The organism is Reticulibacter mediterranei (genome assembly GCF_016587455.1).
In genome coordinates this window covers 1,398,775-1,419,372 of record NZ_BNJK01000002.1, presented here as the reverse complement: position 1 = coordinate 1,419,372, position 20,598 = coordinate 1,398,775, and the positions used below count along the sequence as shown (strand labels likewise).

General features: G+C 52.4%; 18 protein-coding genes and 1 pseudogene. 6 read left to right on the top strand and 13 right to left on the bottom strand.

Annotated features, from left to right (window positions below):
* Positions 1-23: 23 nt before the first annotated feature.
* A complete protein-coding gene (locus K3T83_RS44700; protein ID WP_220209615.1) occupies positions 24-959 on the bottom strand; it encodes a hypothetical protein in 936 nt (311 codons plus the stop codon).
* A gap of 545 nt (positions 960-1,504) precedes the next feature.
* Here K3T83_RS44700 and K3T83_RS44695 point away from each other — a divergent pair.
* Both K3T83_RS44695 and K3T83_RS44690 read left to right on the top strand, forming a co-directional pair.
* Positions 1,505-2,461 (top strand): TIGR03621 family F420-dependent LLM class oxidoreductase, encoded by a 957-nt coding sequence (locus K3T83_RS44695; protein WP_220209614.1) that lies wholly within the window; start codon positions 1,505-1,507, stop codon positions 2,459-2,461.
* Between the two features lie 52 nt (positions 2,462-2,513).
* Complete coding sequence (locus K3T83_RS44690; RefSeq protein WP_220209613.1) at positions 2,514-4,418, top strand: heparinase II/III domain-containing protein; 1,905 nt, start codon at positions 2,514-2,516, stop codon at positions 4,416-4,418.
* Between the two features lie 29 nt (positions 4,419-4,447).
* Here the strand turns inward: K3T83_RS44690 and K3T83_RS44685 are convergent, their stop codons facing one another.
* Positions 4,448-5,704 (bottom strand): tetratricopeptide repeat protein, encoded by a 1,257-nt coding sequence (locus K3T83_RS44685; protein ID WP_220209612.1) that lies wholly within the window; start codon positions 5,702-5,704, stop codon positions 4,448-4,450.
* Positions 5,705-5,805: 101 nt separating this feature from the next.
* Positions 5,806-6,198, bottom strand: coding sequence for a DUF3592 domain-containing protein (locus tag K3T83_RS44680; protein WP_220209611.1), 393 nt, complete (start codon positions 6,196-6,198; stop codon positions 5,806-5,808).
* Between the two features lie 540 nt (positions 6,199-6,738).
* Here K3T83_RS44680 and K3T83_RS44675 point away from each other — a divergent pair.
* The gene (locus K3T83_RS44675; protein ID WP_220209610.1) at positions 6,739-8,271 is read left to right on the top strand and encodes an NAD(P)/FAD-dependent oxidoreductase; all 1,533 of its coding nucleotides are present in this window, start codon (positions 6,739-6,741) and stop codon (positions 8,269-8,271) included.
* Between the two features lie 252 nt (positions 8,272-8,523).
* On the opposite strand, the gene K3T83_RS44670 is transcribed toward K3T83_RS44675, so the two are convergent.
* Both K3T83_RS44670 and K3T83_RS44665 read right to left on the bottom strand, forming a co-directional pair.
* The gene (locus K3T83_RS44670; RefSeq protein WP_220209609.1) at positions 8,524-10,599 is read right to left on the bottom strand and encodes a prolyl oligopeptidase family serine peptidase; all 2,076 of its coding nucleotides are present in this window, start codon (positions 10,597-10,599) and stop codon (positions 8,524-8,526) included.
* Positions 10,600-10,710: 111 nt separating this feature from the next.
* Positions 10,711-11,457: an alpha/beta fold hydrolase gene (locus tag K3T83_RS44665; RefSeq protein ID WP_220209608.1), complete on the bottom strand. Its 747-nt coding sequence runs from the start codon at positions 11,455-11,457 to the stop codon at positions 10,711-10,713.
* Positions 11,458-11,846: 389 nt separating this feature from the next.
* Between K3T83_RS44665 and K3T83_RS44660 the strand changes: the two genes are divergently transcribed.
* Positions 11,847-13,157, top strand: a complete 1,311-nt coding sequence (locus tag K3T83_RS44660) for a vanadium-dependent haloperoxidase (RefSeq protein WP_220209607.1) — start codon at positions 11,847-11,849, stop codon at positions 13,155-13,157.
* A gap of 76 nt (positions 13,158-13,233) precedes the next feature.
* Here the strand turns inward: K3T83_RS44660 and K3T83_RS44655 are convergent, their stop codons facing one another.
* The 5 genes from K3T83_RS44655 to K3T83_RS44635 all read right to left on the bottom strand — a co-directional run bounded on the left by K3T83_RS44655 (position 13,234) and on the right by K3T83_RS44635 (position 16,176).
* Positions 13,234-13,986, bottom strand: a complete 753-nt coding sequence (locus tag K3T83_RS44655) for an anti-sigma factor family protein (protein WP_220209606.1) — start codon at positions 13,984-13,986, stop codon at positions 13,234-13,236.
* Between the two features lies 1 nt (position 13,987).
* Positions 13,988-14,515, bottom strand: coding sequence for a sigma-70 family RNA polymerase sigma factor (locus tag K3T83_RS44650; protein WP_220209605.1), 528 nt, complete (start codon positions 14,513-14,515; stop codon positions 13,988-13,990).
* Positions 14,516-14,648: 133 nt separating this feature from the next.
* Positions 14,649-14,948, bottom strand: coding sequence for a hypothetical protein (locus K3T83_RS44645; protein ID WP_220209604.1), 300 nt, complete (start codon positions 14,946-14,948; stop codon positions 14,649-14,651).
* On the bottom strand, positions 14,938-15,411 hold the full coding sequence (locus tag K3T83_RS44640; protein ID WP_220209603.1) for a GNAT family N-acetyltransferase: 474 nt from the start codon (positions 15,409-15,411) through the stop codon (positions 14,938-14,940). The genes K3T83_RS44645 and K3T83_RS44640 overlap by 11 nt, the downstream gene beginning before the upstream one ends.
* A 201-nt stretch (positions 15,412-15,612) precedes the next feature.
* Positions 15,613-16,176 carry a GNAT family N-acetyltransferase gene (locus K3T83_RS44635; protein WP_220209602.1) on the bottom strand — a complete coding sequence of 188 codons (564 nt, stop codon included), beginning with the start codon at positions 16,174-16,176 and terminating at the stop codon, positions 15,613-15,615.
* Between the two features lie 346 nt (positions 16,177-16,522).
* Between K3T83_RS44635 and K3T83_RS44630 the strand changes: the two genes are divergently transcribed.
* Positions 16,523-17,398 carry a 5'-3' exonuclease gene (locus K3T83_RS44630; protein ID WP_220209601.1) on the top strand — a complete coding sequence of 292 codons (876 nt, stop codon included), beginning with the start codon at positions 16,523-16,525 and terminating at the stop codon, positions 17,396-17,398.
* 189 nt (positions 17,399-17,587) lie between these two features.
* Here the strand turns inward: K3T83_RS44630 and K3T83_RS44625 are convergent.
* The 3 genes and pseudogenes from K3T83_RS44625 to K3T83_RS44620 form a co-directional block, all read right to left on the bottom strand.
* A pseudogene (locus K3T83_RS44625) lies at positions 17,588-17,869 on the bottom strand (DUF4158 domain-containing protein); the annotation flags it as partial.
* 15 nt (positions 17,870-17,884) lie between these two features.
* Positions 17,885-18,007, bottom strand: coding sequence for a hypothetical protein (locus tag K3T83_RS57470; RefSeq protein WP_268963573.1), 123 nt, complete (start codon positions 18,005-18,007; stop codon positions 17,885-17,887).
* Between the two features lie 302 nt (positions 18,008-18,309).
* Positions 18,310-18,885, bottom strand: coding sequence for a hypothetical protein (locus K3T83_RS44620; RefSeq protein WP_220209600.1), 576 nt, complete (start codon positions 18,883-18,885; stop codon positions 18,310-18,312).
* Positions 18,886-19,007: 122 nt separating this feature from the next.
* On the opposite strand from K3T83_RS44620, the gene pdxR reads away from it, so the two are divergent.
* Positions 19,008-20,477: a MocR-like pyridoxine biosynthesis transcription factor PdxR gene (gene pdxR / locus K3T83_RS44615; protein WP_220209599.1), complete on the top strand. Its 1,470-nt coding sequence runs from the start codon at positions 19,008-19,010 to the stop codon at positions 20,475-20,477.
* The last annotated feature ends 121 nt before the right edge of the window (positions 20,478-20,598 follow it).

Here is a 20,598-nt window from a genome sequence, read left to right as displayed (position 1 = left end):
AGCAATCTCTTGAGATGCGCACGTCAGCCTCCATGACTGCCCGGTGTTGCCAGAAAGAGAACCAGAGGTTCGATCAGACTAAGCAAGAAGCCAATCAAGGAGAGGCCCGCGCCTATCATTCCCAGTTGCCTTTCGCCTAAGCGGCCCACTTTCCAGGTAATATAGAGCGAACTGCCGCAAATAAGACTTGCTGGTGCTGCTCCAACGAACAAATCGACAAGATAGAAAAGAATATCTTTTGTGAGGCCGTACCAACGTATGTAGAGAACAATCCAGACCATGGTGGACAAACCTACGACAATATACCAGAATAATAGCCCTCTGATGAAGTCTGAAAAAGAGAAGAGGCGGTGAATTGTCTCCCCTTCTTTTGATAGGGCGGCAAGAGAGTGAGAACGCTGGCCATATCTGCGCCAAAAACCAGCGCCGACAGCACCCATCAAGAGAAATAGCACAACATCTGGAATGACGTCGATCACATCGTTGATTGGTGTTTGAAAAATTGCGTACTCATCAATGCTAAAGAATACCAATGCAAAGAGAAATCCTATGAGGCAATCTCGCCACTGCCATCTTTTGATCGCCCCAGTAGGGGGAGGAAAAGCTACTAATGTTCCCTGGAGAGCTGCTATCATGAGTGTATAAACAATCATATCACCTATCTGCGTGACAGGATCAACGATATTGGAGGGTATGTGAATTTCCCTTAATACCTGTGCAAACAAGAAGAGCATGGGAGGTGCAAACACCGCCAAACCCCAGATACTTACCACAAGATGAGTAAAAAGGATGAGTACCCAGTTAAATATTCCTCGTGGCTTGCCGAGCAATTCATAGGAGAGATAGAGAAAACCTAACATCGTCGAGAGGATACCAAGAAAAGTGAAGCCGTGTAACATCTGCTCAGAGAAGATCCCCGGTAGAAGAGAAACATTCATCCCTATCACAGCTTCACACATATTTCACCTCTTTGCATATTACACCAAAATAAGTAGTTATTCCTTATATATTATATTTTGCCTTAAAAATCCTTTTCCACTATTTTCTCGCTTTTCGGTTTTCAGGAAACAATCATCTATCCTTCAACTATAAAAGAATACATACAAAAAGGCTACAGCGAGATAAAGGAAGTGTAGGATGTTCTCCAGAGAGATGAAAAACCTGTAGATTTCTATTTACAAAAAGAGGGCTATCCTTAAAAAATCTGTCAGATAAAGAAGAACCTGGCTATAATGATAGTCAGTTATAGCCAGGTGGTGTTGGTGTGAGTTGACTACCAGACGGCCTCTCGCAGGGGCAGAGGGTCAACAGTAGTAGCCATGCGGTCGCAGAGTTGTTCGAGTAGCTCCAGTCTAATGCTCTGGTAGTCGGGGTGATACCAGAGGTTGCGGGTCTCGTGGAGAGAGACTGTTCTGGCAAATAGCCATGATGTATGACAAAATTTGAACAGGCCGACAAAATTGTCGGTGAACTTAGCCGTATCAAAGGAATCAGGAGAAGATACATGTCACACGTACGACCTTTTCGCTTTGGCATCATTACAGATGGTACCCCTACCCGCGAAGAATGGATTACACGGGCACGAGAGGCCGAAGATCTGGGCTACGCTACCCTCTTATTGCCGGATCACTTTACCAACGAGTTTTTCCCTCTGGCCTCCCTCATGGCAGCTGCGGACGCGACGAAAACCTTGAGAATTGGCACATTGGTCTATAACAATGATCTTCGCCACCCGGTCCTTCTCGCGAAAGAGGTGGCGGCGCTGGATATGCTCTCCGGTGGACGTTTTGAACTGGGCATTGGAGCGGGCTGGAATCGACCAGAATACGACCAGGTTGGTGTGCCCTTTGAACGTGCCGGGCTCCGCATTGAACGCCTGGAAGAAGCCTTACAGATTCTGAAACAAAGCTTCAGCGATGAACCCGTCAATTTCACCGGCAAACACTACACCGTGACCGATCTCAACGTGACGCCAAAACCCATTCAGCGTCCTCACCCGCCGATCATCATGGGTGGTGGTGGCAAAAAACTCCTGAGCCTGGCCGCACGTGAAGCCAATGGTATTGGTCTGCACGTCAAGGTAAATGATAATGGCACAGTTGATGCCACAGAAAATATTGAGGAGACCCTGGCCGAAAAAGTCAGGTGGATTCGCGAGGCCGCGGGCGAGCGTTTTTCGTCCATCGAGTTGAATATGCTGATCTCTGGATTCGCCCTGGCACACAATCAGCAGGAGGCTGCGGAACACTATATCCGCGACAACGAACTGACAGATGTCACGGTTGAGCAGGTGCTTGCCAATCCGTATATCCTGCTCGGAACTACTGAACAAATGGTCGAGCGTATCCAGCTCTGGCGCGAGCGTCTGGGCATCTCCTACCTGGTTATCCGCGCCGAGTATAGGCGCGCCGAGTGTATACGCGCCTTCGCGCCAGTTGTGGCCCAACTGGCAGGGAAATAGATGAAGCAAGCTTCGAGTATCTCCGAGGAGAATTAACCAGGAAGGATCTTAGATGATATCAAGGAGCGTTGATCCCTTCAATCTCAGCGAGGAGCAACTACGGGAGTTGCTTTTCGTTCATTCTACCGTCTTACCAGAGCTAGAGGCGGCACGTAACAAGCTAGAGGCATTCAGATCCGCACCGCTTACCTTACTATGGTTGGCTCAGACTCAGGAGCGCATGGATGGCATTGAACAGATCCCGCAGGCAACCTATACCCAGTATCGGCTCTTTCGTCGCACTGGAGATCGCAGGCCATACCAGACACCTGAGGGGCGGAAACGCACTCAGCTCAGCATAGCCGCACTGCGCCTGTTTCTCATGCCGCAACCACAAATTGGCTCGGCAACCAGTCCCCAGGCCTCTTTCCGCCAACCTGACCCAGGAGACCAGGGAATGCCAGGCACCCTCAATGATCTTACGCCGACCAGACTCAAGGACATCGTGCAGGATTATCTCTGGAATATCTGCGAGGAGAGCAACTGGGTCTGGCCTGCCCATGAAATGTACCAGATCGATCTTGCAGCGGCAGAATTGGGTCTGACGCTGGCCGAGATACTGCACCTGCTTGGCGAGACGCTGGATGCCGAAGTGCGGCATCGTGTGCGAGCAGAGATCGAGCGGCGCATCTTTGATCCCTACCTCCGCATGCATCACCTGCACAGGTGGTATTCTAGTGGACAGAATAACTGGAGTGGTTTCTGCAATAGCGCAGTGGCAGCGATGTTCCTGCTCTTAGAGCCAGAACCAGGACGGCTCGCGCACGCGGTGAAAATCGCGCTCGACGGTCTGCGGCTCTTTTTGGAGACAGCTTTTGAGGAAGACGGCAGTTCGACGGAGGGGGTAGGGTATTGGCACTACGGTCTGGAGAACTTTGTTATCCTTTCCGAGATCCTCTACGCTCGCAGCGGCGGCGCACTCAACCTCCTCGCCACCCAGCGAGTACGCGCCATCGCATCCTACCCGGCGAAACTACAGCTTTCGGGGGCATCCTTTGCGAGTTTCTCCGACAGCGGTGAACAGACGGCATTCAATTTTGGCATTACCTCCCGCCTGGCCGAGCGCAGTGGAGAAGCATCGCTCTATCATCTGCTGGCGCACCCGGCGCAACCGACGCCACACTGGAACATCGCCACGCAACTGCGCACATTGCTCTGGTGGGACGGGCACCAACCCGAAACCGCACAACTCGGCGATGCGCAACTGGAAAGCGTGGGCATCGCGCGACTGGTGACAAAAGCGACTGATGGCACATCAGTTGTGCTGGTCATGAAAGCCGGTCACAACCAGGAAAATCATAATCATAACGATGTAGGCAGTTTCATTGTGCATGTTGACGGCGAGAACCTGCTGACCGATCCGGGAGGAGGTCTATATAACCGGGACTACTTTAGCGAGAAGCGTTACGAAAACATCTTTGTGAATTCCTATGGTCATAGTGTGCCACGCATTGGTGGAAACTTGCAGGCACATGGCAGAGCGTTCGCGGGACAGTTGTTGGAGAACAAAGTTACAGCGACAGAGAAGCAGGCCACGGTTGAAATTGCTCGCGCTTATCCCTGCTCGGAGTTAGTGAGTGCCAGACGCCAGTTGCGCGTTGCGACAGAGGGCCAGAAAGCAGGGATGATCTGGTTATCTGATCATTTTGCATTCAATGGTGCGGCTCATAAGGTTGAGGAGGCACTGATCACCTGGCTGGATTGTAAGGTAGATGGTGCTACGGCGTTGATACATGGACAACGCCACACCTTGAAGGTGACGATAGAGCAGCCACAAGATGCGCGATTTCAGCTGGAAGCCCTGGAAGAACAAAGCCGTGCCAATGGGAAAACCGCCATCCTCAAGCGTCTCAGCTTTATCATGCCCGCTGCTGAAGCGATAGAAGTCCGCCTGCGCATGGAATTGGTAAACGGGTAAATCACCTGGAACATCGGCAAGGCTTCAGATTAATTGAGACGAAATCGATTCAGGAAATACCAGAAGTCAAAGCGTCTTGTCGGCTTTCTGTCGATTGCCTCCTCGTGGCATTTCCGTGCTTGATCTGCCTCTTGGTGACGCCCTAGCCCATGGAGTGCAATAGACTTCTCAGCATATGCTCCTGTCTCAGTAACATCCACAGAGAGAGCGTGTTCGCTCGCCTGCAAGGCTTCCTCATAGCGATGGAGACGATTCAGGATAGCAGCTTTGGTTTCGTAAGCCTCAGCAGCGTTAGGATCAATCTCAAGAGCGCGTTCGCACTCCACAAGCGCTTCTGTATAGTGCCTCTGCTGCTCGTTTTTTTGTTCAGAACGTCCCAGCAAAAGGAGGGCAGTAGCCTTATGGACATAGACCTCAACATTCTGAGGGGAAAGGCGCACGACGTGCTCAAGTGCTGCCAATGCCGCCTGGTAGTTTCTTGCTCTATAAAGGAGCGCAGCTTTGGTCTCGTAAGCCTCAACAGCGTTAGGATCAACCTCAAGAGCGCGTTCGCATTCCGCAAGCGCCTCGCTGGTCACATTCCATGAGCGCATGGTTGGTCTGTCAAACTCTCTGGGATCAATCCTCAGCACAAGGCTTCTCGCTGTATTGAGATGAGCAAGCACATGATGAGGATCAAGGCGTAGGGCTTGCTTACAAGCAGTCAGAGCAGCCTTGTACCGTTGCATTGCTATGAGGATCTCGCTTTTTTTTGCATAGATGTCAGCATTGTTGGGATCAAGACGTTGCCCCTGCTCACAGGCAATCAGCCCATCATCGAATTGTCTGAGAGCATAGAGAGAGAGACCTTTATTGACATAAGCGCCAGGGTCGCCCGGATCGAGATGGATGACCTGTTCAAAGGCTTCCACAGCCTCTTTGTGTCGTCCTAGCCCCGCTAAAGCGATGCCTTTATCAAAGTACGCACCTGGATTATTGGGCACAAGAGCAAGCGCCTGATTACACGCAATGAGAGCCTCTTCGTACCGCTCCAATCCGGCAAGTGCTCCACCCCTGGTCTCGTATGCCTGAACATCGTTCTGGTCAAGTTGGAGAGCCTGATCACTTGCCGCTAATGCTTCTTGATATCGTTGCAGATTGTAAAGGGCTTGCGCCAGATTGACATAGGCGGCAACATCATCCGGATCAAGGCGTATGACCTGCTCAAAGGCTTCCACAGCCTTTTCATCCTGCCCGGAGGTAAAAAAGGCCATACCTTCATTGAACCATTCATCACTAGTCTTCATTTGTCTTCTCCGAAGCCGTTGAAGCCGATTTCTTCAGTCTATCACATTTTGCAGCAGCGAGATGGGAAAGAAAAAAGGGCCGACGCTTTTGCCTGGGAGACTTACACATTCTGCAAATCTTGCAGACGGTGCCACCACTTTGGGTTCTTAGGGTCGATCAAGAAAGGAACGGAACTTCCTACAGGAAACTTGTCAGGATTCCTGACCGGAGTTTTGAACACGTATGTTTTTCCCGTCTGAGGATTTTGCCAGCGTGCAACAAGCTGATGGATGGTGACAGGAGCCCTATTGAAGGCATGATTTTCGTAAGTCAAAGATGTTGCTTCCCGTGTTCTCACTTGCGCGACTGTTGCCATTACCTGCGTTCCCGTCTCCGAGAGCTGAGCTATCCTCCAAAGAGCATAGATGAACCACCAGAGGAGCAAGAGTGTGAGCATGCTTCCTGCAAACAGCCCAAATCCTGCTACAAGACTGAGTGAACCAAGCCTTTTCATTGCATTATCTTCCTTCCTTAAGAATCTTTCTCCTTCAGAAATACGAACAGGCCAGTCTCAGTGTTGGAATTGCTCGTCAAGAGCATCTGGGAACAAAAAAACTTTATGTTCTTCTCTTTTCATTCTTTTGCCTTGTACAGTTTCCGATAAACTTCCCAATAACTTCGCTTTCATTCATCTCTAGCATCAGGGCTTTCCAGTTCTCCGCTCAAAGGGGTGCAGGGGTCTCCCTGCCGGGGCCTGGGGCGTCCCCAGTTTCCTTCCCTCCTTCGCGCGCCGCCGCTGGCGGCGCGCAAAAGAGAAGAAAAAAGTTTTTTGCGGGGACACCCCGCACCCCGGCAAAGGGCTGCCGCCCTCTGCACTCCCGCTAGATGGGAGAATTGGAAAGCCCTGTCTAGCATGTACAACGCTATGTTTTTGCAACTTGATATGCTATGCTACAAGGGTATGAAGCGCATCAGATCGTATTGCTGGCCCCACATTGAGAGAATTTTTGATTGTCCAGGAATACGCACAATAGCAAAAGGAATTTAGCAATAGATGGTTAAGAATGACCTTCGTTCAGAACAAGATCAAAGGAAACAAGCAATCGTGATAGGTGCTGGCATCGCCGGATTGCTTGCCGCCCGCGTTCTTTCCGAACATTATGGACGCGTCCTGATCGTTGAACGCGATGTTTTTCCTTCACATTTCGAGGTTCGCGCAGGGACACCACAGGCTTTCCACGTCCACCGTATTTTGCCACGTGGCAAAATGATTCTGGAGCACCTTTTCCCCGGTTATAGACAAGAATTACTGGCAGAAGGGGCATATGAGGTACAGCACAAACTGGCGACGCTTGTCAAAAATTCGCAAATGTTGCAGTTGCATCCACCAGAACAGGATAGCTCATGCAGCAGAAGCGCACTCGAATGGGAGATACGCCAGCGTGTACAAATGCTCCCACGTGTTGAGTTTCTGACCAACCAGGAGGTAGTTGGTCTGCACTTTTCGCCTGAGAAAGCAAGCATCTCAGGTGTCAAGCTGCGCCAGCGTGGACAGGTCGATCAGATTACAACCGTGAGATCCGACCTGGTGATCGACGCCAGTGGGCGCACATCGAAGCTCAAGCAATGGCTTCAGGAAATGGGTTACACATTACCTGACGAAGAGTACGTTCGCGCTCATATCGGGTATAGCACACGCTACTATAAAGCTTCGCCCGAACTTGTTGACCAGGTTGGAACGATACTGGTCGACGAAAAGGCCGATGAAAGGATCCCAGGAATCTGCGTCTTACCTATCGAGAATCATACACTGTGCGTCACTGTTTATGCCTTGGATGGCAACTATCCATCGATAGATGTGGATGAATTTGAGCAGACCTTGAAGCATCCCCACTTTCTCAGCACAAACATTGCCATCAATCTCCAAAATGCTGAGCCATTGACTCCACCGCGCGGTTATCGTGTACCTCAATGCATTCGCTATCACTATGAGCAAATGAGTAGCTGGCCAGCAGGGATCTTGCCACTTGGAGATGCACTTTGCCACTTTGATCCTATCTACGGTCAAGGCATGACGGTTGCCGCAATTGAAGCAGAGACGCTGGGTACGGCCCTGAAAGAGCAAGCGAACCGTCCCGAGGCAGATTTTGAGCTGGCCGTGTTGAAAAAAATGCAGGATGCTATTGCTCCGGCCTGGTGGCTTAGCGCCATTTCGGATATGCGAGGACCAGGAGTAATATACGAAGGTCCGGGCAAACCGCAGGGCGTCAAATTACTACATCAATATATTGATTCTTACTACGGATACGCTCTGGAGCATCCTGTGGCAGAGGCCCAGAGCATAACTTCACCACTGCCAACGATCGCTAAATTTTTCCTGATGAATGGCTTGATTCTACCTCCGGCAGCCATTTTTAACGCGCCGACGTTGGCCTTGCTTCTCGAAGCGGAGGCCGCCTTCGGAGGGCAGCAGCTATTACATCAACGTGTTCAAGAATATGGTATCTCGCCAGCAGAGATCCTTGACCAGGTTGTGCCTCAGTTTCTATTCACTTTTGTTGCTCCTGCTGGAAGCAACGAAGGTTAGCTCACGTAGCACTAGCAAGATCTCCTGGTAGCACCCCGGTGTGGAAATATTGGGCGTTGGCGAGAACGACTGCCTCGGCAGTACAACGGTTTCTCGCCAACCAAGAGCAGGAACTTGCTAATGGCAATGAGCAGAACCGCTAAGTACTCTAGATTTACTCCTGCTCCAACTTGCTCTCCTCGGCCAATTTGCCCTGTGACCAACTAACTGGATAACAATTTGATAGAGTGTTCTCGGAACTTCCGTTGTGACTCACACCTGCATTTGCTGCAAGAGAAAGGCCAGTTTATCCGCCAATTCGGCTTCTACTTGCTGTTTGGTGGAACCCATGCCGTGTCCGCCCTGTTCCTCGACGCGCAGCAGGATGGGTTTGCCGGAGCAGGTGGCGGCCTGGAGACGCGCGGCCATCTTGGTGGCTTGCCAGACAACGACGCGGGGATCGTTGAGGCCCGTGGTGAGCAGGGCGGCTGGGTAGCGAACACCATCCTTGACTTTGGTGTAGGCATCCATGATCAAGAGGCCCTTGAAACCCTCTTCAGAGCTGACGCTCCCGAACTCTGGCACGTTGGGCGGGCCATTCTCGCTGGCCTCGAAGCGCAGGATATTCAGTACAGCGACTCGCATCACCATCACGGACCACAGATCTGGTCTCTTGACCAGCGCTCCGCCGCTAGGAATGCCGCCAGCACTTGTTCCTTCGCCTGCGAGCCGTTCTGGACAGGTGTATTTTTGTGCGATCAGGTACTCGGCACAGGCGATGAAGTCGTCGATGGTATGCTGCTTATTCAGTTTCTGGCCGGCTTTATGCCACTCCTCGCCATATTCGCCGCCACCGCGCACATGAGCCACAGCGTAGACGCCGCCGCGCTCATACCAGGCCAACATAGCAGGCGAAAACATGGGTTCAAGATTGATGCCATAGGAACCATAGCCGGTGAGCAGCGTGGGACGATTGCCGTCCAGAGGCAGCCCCTTTTTGTGAATAATCGAGAGAGGAATCAATACGCCATCCGGCGCGGGGATCTGCACCTCGTGCGCTTCGATATCGCTGAAGTCGATGGGGGAGGACGCAAGCCAGCCGCTATCGCGCAGCATATTCTGGGCGCTCTCATAGAGATAGATGCGAGGCGAAACGGTCCAGGAAGTCATTTGGAGGAGCGCGGTCCCACTGGTGGGAAAACTAGCGGCGCCTAACAAGGTGCCGGGGAAAGGAAGAGGAAGTGATTCCGGCAAGCCGCCAGCAAGGGGAACACGACGCATGCGGGTCATGCCAGCGTCGAGGTCTCGGATGAGCAGGTAATCACCAGAGATAAAAAGTTGCTGGATAACGACCTCACCCTCTGGTACAACGGTGGTGGCGTGGGCCAGGTTGGGAGACGTGAGCGAGGTGGCAATGACTTTAGAGCGTGGGGCATCTTTGTGGGTTTTGAGATAGATGGTATCGCCCACAAAGGCGAAATCTGTGACGGCATCCTCAACATCAGCGATTTTCGTCCAGGGGCAGGAAGCCGGTTCGCTAAGCAGGGAGACAGGAGCAGCGTACAGGGTCATTTCATTCTGCACGCCGTGGGCGATCAGGCCGATGACCCAATCGCTTGCGGGTGAGAGAGCGACGAAGGGCAAATCCTCTGGTGTAAAGGCAACACGACTATTGATGCCACGACCGAAGATGGGCAAATCTTGCTCTGGATCGCCACCAAAATGATGCAGGTAGATACGGCTGTCTTTGTAGAGTTCGGTCTCCGGCGCGCCAGGAGGTAAGGAGCGGAGACGATGATAGACGAACGAGCGAGAATCTTCAAACCAGCTGATACCGCCGAAACGTGTGCGACTGATTGCCAGATCGAGGTTTTTTCCGCTCGCGATGTCCAGGACAAAGAGCGTGCTCTCTTCAGAACCTCCCTGGGACAGACCGTAGGCCACGAGACTCCCGTCGCGGGAGGGGGAATACCAGTCGATGGAGGTGTGAACCTCGCCTACCAGCGTATTGGGGTCCAGCAGGACCAGTTCTGGTGCGTTGAGGCTTTTACGAAGGACGAGTTTGCCGACTTTCTCGCCGGGATCGCGCCGCAGATAGAAGAAATGCTCGCCGGTAAAAGCAAAGTTGGAAAGTGCGGGGGAGGCATCACCTAGCTCGGTGATGCGCCGCAAAAGGGCCGCGCGCTCTGGCAGAGCGTCAAGGAAGGTTCTGGTAGAGGCTCCCTGTTGCTCCACCCACGATCGCAGTTCCTCGCCGTGCCAATCTTCCATCCAGCGATACGGATCATCTACAGTTGTGCCGAAATAGGTATCAGTGACGATGGCTTTCCGTGCTACAGGCTGTTGCATATATCCCTTCTTTCTTCTCGTTTCTTCTCCTTCTTGTGTTCCTGTTTAAGTCTACAACATTTTTAGAGAAGTTGACGCACGATCTTCGTCTGGTCAGAAGGGTCCGGATAATCAAATAATAAGAGCCATGAAGCTGACCTCTTTTACAACACGTCTCCTGACAGGCAAACTGTGCGGAGGGAGGAGCTTACCAGCCTCGAATTGCTGCGCACAATAGTCGAGATCCTGTTCTGTCAACCAATCGGGAAGCCTATCCGTATTGGACAAGCAATCGACAAATCGCATCCCGGTCGGGACAACGCTAAATGCAGCGCTTACCTGCTGGGGAGCCTCTCCAGAAACCGTGTAATACATCTTGCGCAAGAACAAACGCACGTTTTGCTCCATCTCCGCTTCAGCTTGCCCCGGCTGCTGAAAGTAGTGGGAATAAAATGTACCGCCTGGGACCGACGTAATGGTCTGGTAGGTTTCCCCTCGTGGAATATAGAGGTAATTCAATGCGACGACTCCACGCACCCGGTCAGGCCGCATCATAGCCAGATCCCAGGCCACAACCGCTCCCCAGTCATGTTCCACAACGATCGTCTGCCGCTCTCCCAGCGCATCAAGCAGCCCCACGATATCGCCCACCAGGTGCAATCGTGTATACTTCTCGAAGCCTTCTCCCACGTACCCGGTCTGCCCATATCCGCGCTGGTCAGGAGCTACGACGTGATAGCCTGCTCGGGCCAGGGCTGTGAGCTGGTGATGCCAAGTGTACCAGCACTCAGGAAAGCCGTGCAGCAGCACGATGAGCGATCCCTGACCAGCTTCGGCAATGTGCAGAGGAATCCTTTCCCCTTTAAGTGGCGAACTCATCTCGGCCTATGCGGCAGGGGCATTGTTCGGCCTGATCTCCTGGTGGCTCACGCATCAATTCTCTCCATCTGCTGAGGAGATGGGAGCTTTCCTCTGGCAATTGACGGAGAAGGCTGTTACAGGATATATTGTTTCACCATCCTTAGACATCAGGAAGGAGATTGTCTAGGGAGCTTGATGGCCCTCGGCACGCTCTTATGTCATAGGGTGCTGGTGGGACTTTCTGGCCTGGAACCACGCTTCGGCTCGTCAGTTCGCCTCACAGAAGTGAGAGAAAGGGAGCAACACACGGGAATATTTCCTGCGATGACGCAGTATAGTAAAGCGAAGGTGACACCATTGGAGATGCCTTGCCTTACTATACTACTTCACCAAAGGAGAACACAGATATGAGAAAGAAGAAAATCGTCATCTTGATCACCTCTCTCATCATTTGCCTGGGGATTGCTTCACTGGCAACCGCGTTATTCCTTCCATCTGTATTGGCAAGCCGTACTAACAGCGCCTCTGCCATGGACAACACCAGGATCTCTGGCACCATCGTCCTCGATTGGAATAAGGAGCTACTCCACATCGTTCAGACGACTGGCGCTCAGCCAGCGACCATTCACCCGACGCGCAGTTTCGCCATCCTGCACGCGGCGATTTACGACGCAGTCGTCTCCATCACACATGATACTCCGCCGTATCGTTTCTCGGTATCCGCTCCAAGCGGTGCTCGGCCCGACGCGGCGGCAGCCACAGCAGGCCATGACGCTCTGCTGGCGCTCTACCCCAAGATGAAGACGCAACTCGATAAGCTGCTCGCGAACGAACTCGCCACGATTCAAGACGGAGCGAGCAAACAGCAGGGAATCCAGGTGGGTCAGGCCATCGCGGAGCGCCTGATTGCTGCCCGTTCTGATGACGGGTCTACCGCCACACCGATTCACTTTATGCCAGGCAACCAACCGGGCAACTACATGCCCACGCCGCCTAAGTTCGCACCTCCTGTCTTTTCTAACTGGAAGAATGTCACTCCCTTTGTGCTCAACAACGCGGCTCAGTTTCGCCCAGAGCCTCCCCCCGCTCTGACTAGCCAGGCTTACGCGCAGGCCATCAACGAGGTGAAAAACCTGGGGCAAGACTCCAGTACGATGCGAACGCCTGAGCAGACTGTGATCGCAAAGTTCTGGGCCGGGCCAATTTGGAACACGTGGAATGAGATTGCCGCGAACTCTGCCATCGCCCACCACACCAACCTGGCGACTACCGCTCGCCTGTTCGCTGCCCTCAATCTCTCCTTCGCCGACAGCACAATTGCCTTCTACGAGGCCAAGTACCACTACCAGTTGTGGAGGCCCGTCACGGCCATTCGCAACGCCGACACAGACGGCAATTCAGCCACTGTTGGTGTCCCGAATTGGACGCCGCTCACCGTGACAGCACTCGACCCCTCTTATCCAGGCGCTCATAGCGTGATCAGCGCAACTGGAATGGCCGTGCTATCCGCCTTCTTTGGGAAGCAGGATCAGATCCGCGTCACCTCTGACGTTCTGCCCGGCGTCGTTCGCACGTTTACTGGCTACAATGATGTTGCGACCGAGGCCGGCCTGAGCAGAATCTACGCGGGCCAGCACACGCGGCTCGATCATAACGCAGGTCTCAAGCTCGGACAGGACGTAGCACACTTGATACTTCCCCATTTTGCCAGTCAATGAAATAACTAGTGAACAAAAATACTCCAGCTTTGAACTGCCTGATCCAAAGCTGGAGTATTCTTTTACTTGTAAGAAGTCAGGGGGTGTTCTGTTGAACCAGCCGCACAAACTCCTGCAACTGTGCCTCCTCGAGATCTGACACCACCCAATACGACATGCCCGATCTGTTCCAGGAAAGAATATGGTATCCCTGCTGAGTAATAGAAGTCGTTCCCTGGCCCTCATTCTGGCCTTCCGGCCAGACAAAGAGATTAATCACATGTCCTCCATGTTGATAAACCAGGACCGCCACCGCTTTATTACGCACGTAGTCAAGGCGTCCACCAATCAAGGGATAGCCCTGTTGCGCCAGATCTACGACCGGTGGCGAAAAATCCAGTTTTCCATTAAACCAGGGCTTGACAGTATGCTGATTCGACGAGGATACATCCACCAGATGACCCGGCATGAGCGAACGAATATGACTGGCGAGAACTTCTTGCGTTAAAGAATTTGTCGTAGAAGTTAGCATAACAAAGCGCACCACATTCCAGGCAACTATCAGCAGTAGCGTGAGTGCCGCGGCAGCGATCAGCGTACGCCAGGCGATGCCGCGTAGGGGTGGCGGGCTGCTTTTCATCGATGATTGGATGCGTTTTTGCAGTGAGGCAGGGGCACGATAATAGAAGTTGCCGTTGCTGATAGCGCGATGCAGTATCTGTCGATTTTTGTATTCCTGCATACAGGTTACGCATTTCTGAAGATGCTGCTCGATCTCCAGGCTCCTGACCAGGTCCAGTTCGCCATCCACATACCCATCGATAAGGTCTTGTACATCATCGCAGTTCACATCATTGCTCCTTTTTCATCTGGCAGGTCAGAAAATGCTGGAGTCGCTTGCGTGCCCGCGCCAGTCGTGACATCACCGTACCTAAAGGAACAGCAGTAATAGTCGCGATTTCCTGATAAGACAATCCCTCCAACTCACGTAAAATGACGACCTCGCGAAACTCTGCCGGAAGTTGTTCCAGAGCCTGACGCAGCAATTCGTAATTGCTACTCTGGAGTGCCAACTCTTCCGGGTTCAATGCATGAGCATCCTCGATATCGCTCTCTTCATCAAGGTATTCTACAGGATCATGGATGCGCTTCTGTTGTCTCCAAGTATAGTACGTATTGCGTACTATAGCCAGTAGCCACGGACGGGCATCGCTGCCATGAAAGCTATGAAAAAACTTAAAGGCACGCAGATAAGATTCTTGCACGATATCTTCTGCGTCCTGCTCATGGTGCGTCAACCAGCGCGCCAGATTATAGGCTGCATCCAGGTGTGATAGAACTACCTGCTCAAAGCGTTTGACATGATTGGGCGTTTGCAACAGCGTTCCTTAATTTGCTCGACTTGCTACACAAATAGCCCGTGAACCACTTCCAGGCCATCCACAATAGAACTAAGTCTGCCCTCTACTGACATCAATCTTTCCCGCATCTGTATCCTTCAACTATACTATACTACGTGAGAGCTTTACACACATTCTCAATTCCCACGTAGGGCTTTGGAGTTTCTCGGTCTTTCCCGTCATGCTCGCGGGGCTTCGCCCTGCTCGGAGAAGAATTGCTGTTCATCGCTCCAATCAACAGGGCCTCGTCCATTATCATGCGTGACCAACACAACCATTCAATCTCAGCCTGCGTCAACACCATGCCTCCAAAGGGATAGATGCCTTGCTCAATGTCAACCTGGATTATTCGTCGTTGTGCAAGTTCTTCCCGGCATTCCTGTGAGATCTCCGGGCATCCCTTACAATTCATAGCACATACGAGGGACCTTGCGTCCGGGGAGAACCCTGGAGAGCTTTTCGCCGACGACGACTGCACCCATACGCTCATAAAAGGATCGTGCATGTGGGTCAGCCCCAAAGACAAGTGCTCTGGCACCCCACCGTCGAGCCTGTTCCACGGCATGTCGCCAGAGAAGCGCGCCGATCCCCTGACCAATGAAAGCTGGCTCAACAAAGAGATGGTCGAGACATATCTCCTCATCACTGACCACAATGAGATGTGAGACACCAGCAATGGCCTCCCCAACCTCTGCACAATAGACAGGATCGTTCTCAAGGGCTTTGGGAGAGAGAAGCAAATGAGCACGGTAAGCTTCTAAGAACGGTCGATCATACCCCCAGTAGCTTTTCGAGTGCATGATCAACTCGTTGAGCGCTTCTACTTCGTCGAGCCGTGCACACCGGATGAATGCTTCGTGTCTGGTCGATGTCATATTTCCTCTAAAGATGGCAAAAGGTCACGAACGACTTTTTCGGCGTTTGACTCACCTCTGTGCATTGTAGCACAAAGAATGGCAAGTGATAGACTCACAGCCCTTTCTCAATCTCGTTGCGCAACTCGTGAGATATGGCACCATTATCTGTGACTCAGACAGGTTATGCAGTTGCGGGATCAATCGCTGGCGTCGGAGAATTTATCCGTCCACGTTGTTGGTATTGATAAGCGCAAATATCCTTTCGTCAACGAACTGGTTGTTGGCATATTGACGATCGCGGAGGCGTCCCTCTTCCTGAAAGCCGAGCTTTTCGAGCAGGCGTGCAGAGGCGAGATTGGGATACGCAACCTGAGCTTCAATGCGATGCAAGTGGATGTGTTCGAAGCCGAACTGAATAATCGCAGTCAGGGCCTCTGTCATGATCCCTTTATTCCAGTAGTGTTTTGAGAGAATATAGCTCAGAGCTGCGTGTCGATTATCGACATCCCATGAATATCCACAATTGCCGATGACCCTGTTCTCACCCTTCAATAGAATGCCCCAGCGTAGTGCTTCATGTTGAGCAAAACGCCTTCGATGACGTTCAATACTCTTTTCTACTTGTTCGAGCTGTATCATCGGCGCTGGATCGTAGTAGCGCATCGTCTCTTCATCGGACAGAAAGAGGAAGGAATCCTGCGCATCCGTTGCTGCGAGTTGCCGTAAGATCAGGCGTTCAGTTTCTAAGGTCGGAAAGGTGTGCAGGTGGATATTTAAGCCCATGATGATTATACTCCCCTCAAGTATATTTTCGTTATAAATATGTGAATATTATATACTATTCATTTCGATTCATTTGATAATTATTCGTTGAAAGAAGGTCTATGCGCATACAGAAGATTTTGTTCGTGAGTTTCGAAGAGCCAGACCCGGACTTCCTCCTCCATCCTTCAGAGAACAACGGATGTGTCTTTCGTGATAAGATAAGCGACGAAGACAGCAATGTATACACCGATCATCCAGATCGTTAAAAGTAGACAGATGACATCGTTTCTCTTGCCCTAGAGTGATATCTATTTTAGTAAAGGCTGGACAATTCTGAAATTACAGGAGGAGCACTGGATATTCTATGAAGATCTACCTGGTGGATGGTACCTATGAGCTGTTTCGCAGCCACTTCGGCGCACCGTCGCGCAAAGCCCCGGATGGGCAGGAGGTCGGCGCGACGCTGGGCCTTTTACGCAGCCTGCTGAAGCTCTTGACGACGCCTGGCATCACCCACGTGGCCTGCGCGTTCGATCACGTGATCGAGTCCTTCCGTAACGATCTGTACCCTGGCTATAAGACTGGCGCGGGCGTTGACCCCGTTCTTCTCGCCCAGTTCCCGCTGGCCGAAGAGGCTGTTTCCGCGCTTGGGCTAGTGGTCTGGTCGATGGTGGAGTTCGAGGCAGACGATGCCCTCTCCAGCGCGACCGCCCGTTTCAAGAACGAAGCTGGGGTCGAACAAATCGTGATCTGCTCGCCGGATAAGGATCTGGCCCAGCTGGTCTCTGGAAGCCGCACCGTTGGCTGGGATCGCCGCCGCGATATTCTCATTGATGAGGCGGGCGTGGTGGCGAAATTTGGCGTGCGCCCGCAGTCGATCCCCGATTGGCTGGGGCTGGTGGGTGATGCAGCCGATGGCTTCCCTGGAATCCCGGGCTGGGGTGAAAAATCTGCGGCGGCCGTGCTTGCAAAATACGAGCACCTCGAATCGATCCCCACAGATCCGCAAACCTGGGGGTTCTCGGCCAGCCGTGCAGCGCGCCTAGCCGAGAGCCTGACACAGCACTGGGCTGAGGCGCTGCTTTTCCGCAAACTGGCGACACTGCGCAAGGATGTGCCACTCTTGGAAACGCTCGCCGATCTGGAATGGCAGGGTGCCTACGAGCGGCTGAAAGATGTTTGCCACCGGCTGGGCGATGAAAAGTTCCCCGGGCGGGTTCCGAGGTGGCGCGAGAGATGAATTTGGCACCTTCAAGCGGGGTAGCGCTCGGCTTTCTGTCACCAGGGGCAGCGTAGCAGCTACAACAGGCAAAAGATGCTCAATGTGGTTCGCAGCCTGACATGGTTCGATGGGCTTCCACGCGCTCAGACTCGACGCTCTGCTTTTGCGCGTCTTTATGATGCACCTTAAATGGATTCGCCAGCGGTATCACTTCCAGAAGCGAGCTTCTCTCAATTCGGCAAACCTGGGACTGAACTGATACCCAAGCATCCAGAACTGGGCAAGCCGCTGCCAGAGGCGTACGGAGGCGTGTTCGCACACACTGGAAACCAGGTGTTCCAGCACACAGACTCCAGGGAGTAAGACTTTGCGATCAATCAGTTGTGCCATCGCCAGGTCAAAAAGCACGGTGAGGCGTTCTTCATTCCACCAAGCACGGGTGTAGAGCCAGCGCAGAAAGCGAAAATGTTCTGGCTGAGAGCTAAAATCCTGGTAGCTATACTCCTACATGATTTCGTAGGCATGATCGTAACGCATCTGCTGTTCACGATAGCGGGAGAGAACCGTCAGATCGGCGATCATGCTGTATTCGCCCTTTCCACATGACTCGCCAAATAGTCTGTACATTTCTATACACTTCTGCTAAAATACCTGAGCAGACATCTGCTGTCGAGATCTAAGCACACAAATAGGAACACTGTCTACTAATACTCGCCAAAATCAGGCCAAAGCACTTCTGTTAAGGAAAAAGAGATGTCCGAAGAAGCATGCGTCATCCTTAATCTCTCCCTCATTACTCCTCGCCCCACCTTCTTTCTCCTCTTCCAGCTCTTCGAGGGCGCTGATGGAGAACCAGGCTACCTTCTTCTTTTGCTTTTTTGCTCGTTTCCATCTCGTTGCGCACCTCGTGGGCCTGGCATTCGTTTTGCTTATCGACCAAATACGAAGATTGGTTGTACTTCTACCTGTATGCCCCTGATCGCTTCTGCCAGCGGGCTTTTCTGTGAACTATGGAAACAGAATTCCAGCGCTGGACCCATCGTCATCTGCCGCTGCCACAAGCTGCCTTGTTGAGTGTATGCTCTCTGATGCAGCAATTCGTACAATTGGTCGTATTTCATGCCGGAAGGTTTCCCAAACCAGGTAGCGAAACGGATCTCGCCCAGATGATTGAGATTGAGGGCTTCGTCCTTCAAACGGTACAGACCACCGGTCCCGTTGTTTGCCAGGCGCGCTACCTGATGATGCGGTTCTTGGCAGATTCCAGTCACCGCTGCATTGTCCAGGGGGTCAAGTGCCGCTGAATTTTCAACGAAATACCAGTCCTCATAGACTTCACACCCTTCCATCATCCACGGCAATTGGGCCATTTCCAGGACGAGAGAGCCCACAAACCCCTGCGATTGCCGCTCTTGTAGTATCCGATGAAATGCAATCAGTTTCTCCCGGTAATCCTCTCTTACTACGTTATTCGCGCGCTGATGCCAAAACACATATGCTAACATCTTTTTTCTTTCCCTTCTTCCTGGACATTTGCTTCTTGAGGTATACTACAAGGAAAGTGGATATAAGAGAAGGGCCACTTTATGCAAAAATGAAAGAGCCACTTGAAGGAGAGGAGATCGCATTGAGAAGAGCGTCCCTTGATCTGTCAATCACGCTGGATCGTACGCGCAAGGAGTCACTTCATACCCAATTGGTACAGCAGCTCCGCCAGGCTATTACCGATGGGTTGCTTCCAGCTGGGGTACAACTCCCATCCACGCGAGCATTCGCCGCCGATCTCGGCCTCTCGCGGAATGTCGTCATCGCGACATATGATGAACTTTTTGCTGAAGGGTATCTTGAGGGGCGGCATGGATCAGGAACCTATGTCAGAGGGGATCTTTCGCACCACCTACGCTTGTCACGTCCTTCTCCTCCCTTCTACCCTCGATGGGTTCGCCCTCCAATGTTCCCTGAAATCTCCGCACCTTTGCCAGACCCCCACAGCATTGAATTTCGGCTCGGCACGCCCACGATCACGCCCCTCTCGACACGGATCTGGCACGAGGTCTGGCGCAAAGCTATTGAGCACTTGCCACCGAATATGTGTGGATCACCAAAGGGAGACCCACGTCTTCGAGCTGCCCTGGCGGAGTATCTTGGGCGAGCAAGAGGCATTGCTTGCCAGGCGGAAGATCTCATTATCACCTCTGGAGCAACCCAGGCCCTCGACTTGCTCGCGCGAGCCATCCTGACACCAGAGGATCTTGTGGGCTTTGAGGAGCCAGGATACCCTGTCGCTCGTCATATCCTTGCTGCTAGCGGAGCGCGGATGCTTCCGTTGCCTGTTGACGATGATGGGCTATGTGTGGATCAACTTTCCCAGTGCCCACGTGCGCCTTTGCTTGTCCATGTCACTCCATCCCATCAATATCCTCTTACGACCAGGCTCTCGGTAACGCGCCGTCTGACACTGCTCGACTGGGCACAAACGAACGATAGCCTGATCATCGAAGATGATTATGATAGTGAGTTCCGCTACCATGCACCACCGCTCCCAGCCCTTGCCAGCCTTGATACTACAGGGCATGTAGCTTACATCGGAACCTTTTCGAAGGTGCTTACTCCTGCGTTACGTATTGGCTATTTGCTTGTTCCGCCGCCGTTGCGGGAGTCAGTCGAGCGCTTGAAACGATTTTCCGACTATCACACGTCCTGGCCGACACAGCAAGCCCTGGCCATCCTGCTCTCAGAAGGGCATCTCGATCGACACATTCGCCGGATGCGACACCATTATGCACATAAACGTCAGTTGTTAAAGGAGGTTTTTGCGCCTATCACGCCCCTCGCGCAATTACGAGGTCTTGATGCTGGCTTACATGCCTATCTTGAACTACGCGCGGATCTGGACGCCCATCGTGTCGCTCAAGAGGCCAGGGGGCGCGGTATTCTCGTTTCAACAATAGATATATGCTATGCGGGAACTCCAGATCGCAATGGCCTTCTTCTTGGTTATGGGGGACTTTCGGTAAAAGATATTGCGCGAGGAGGGCAAATTCTCCGAGAGGTGATTGAGCATCTGGCTGGCGAGATAAGAGAGGATGTTGGTTGAAAGGCGTATTCTCCGTGCTGGCGTGTCTCCAAAGTACGGTACGCGATTGTATTGCTGTTTACAAATTTTATTTGCTTTCGTTATCTCAGCCCTCCCCTCCTACAGGAGAGGTAGGAAGGTG

Coding starts and splice junctions, on each gene's coding strand:
- K3T83_RS44630 (WP_220209601.1), top strand. CDS start 16,523: ATGAAGATCTACCTGGTGGATGGTACCTATGAGCTGTTTCGCAGCCAC.
- K3T83_RS44660 (WP_220209607.1), top strand. CDS start 11,847: ATGAGAAAGAAGAAAATCGTCATCTTGATCACCTCTCTCATCATTTGC.
- K3T83_RS44670 (WP_220209609.1), bottom strand. CDS start 10,599: ATGCAACAGCCTGTAGCACGGAAAGCCATCGTCACTGATACCTATTTC.
- K3T83_RS44680 (WP_220209611.1), bottom strand. CDS start 6,198: ATGAAAAGGCTTGGTTCACTCAGTCTTGTAGCAGGATTTGGGCTGTTT.
- K3T83_RS44690 (WP_220209613.1), top strand. CDS start 2,514: ATGATATCAAGGAGCGTTGATCCCTTCAATCTCAGCGAGGAGCAACTA.
- K3T83_RS44645 (WP_220209604.1), bottom strand. CDS start 14,948: ATGAATTGTAAGGGATGCCCGGAGATCTCACAGGAATGCCGGGAAGAA.
- K3T83_RS44665 (WP_220209608.1), bottom strand. CDS start 11,457: ATGAGTTCGCCACTTAAAGGGGAAAGGATTCCTCTGCACATTGCCGAA.
- K3T83_RS44635 (WP_220209602.1), bottom strand. CDS start 16,176: ATGGGCTTAAATATCCACCTGCACACCTTTCCGACCTTAGAAACTGAA.
- K3T83_RS44695 (WP_220209614.1), top strand. CDS start 1,505: ATGTCACACGTACGACCTTTTCGCTTTGGCATCATTACAGATGGTACC.
- K3T83_RS57470 (WP_268963573.1), bottom strand. CDS start 18,007: ATGTACAGACTATTTGGCGAGTCATGTGGAAAGGGCGAATACAGCATG.
- K3T83_RS44620 (WP_220209600.1), bottom strand. CDS start 18,885: ATGTTAGCATATGTGTTTTGGCATCAGCGCGCGAATAACGTAGTAAGA.
- K3T83_RS44700 (WP_220209615.1), bottom strand. CDS start 959: ATGTGTGAAGCTGTGATAGGGATGAATGTTTCTCTTCTACCGGGGATC.
- K3T83_RS44675 (WP_220209610.1), top strand. CDS start 6,739: ATGGTTAAGAATGACCTTCGTTCAGAACAAGATCAAAGGAAACAAGCA.
- K3T83_RS44640 (WP_220209603.1), bottom strand. CDS start 15,411: ATGACATCGACCAGACACGAAGCATTCATCCGGTGTGCACGGCTCGAC.
- K3T83_RS44685 (WP_220209612.1), bottom strand. CDS start 5,704: ATGAAGACTAGTGATGAATGGTTCAATGAAGGTATGGCCTTTTTTACC.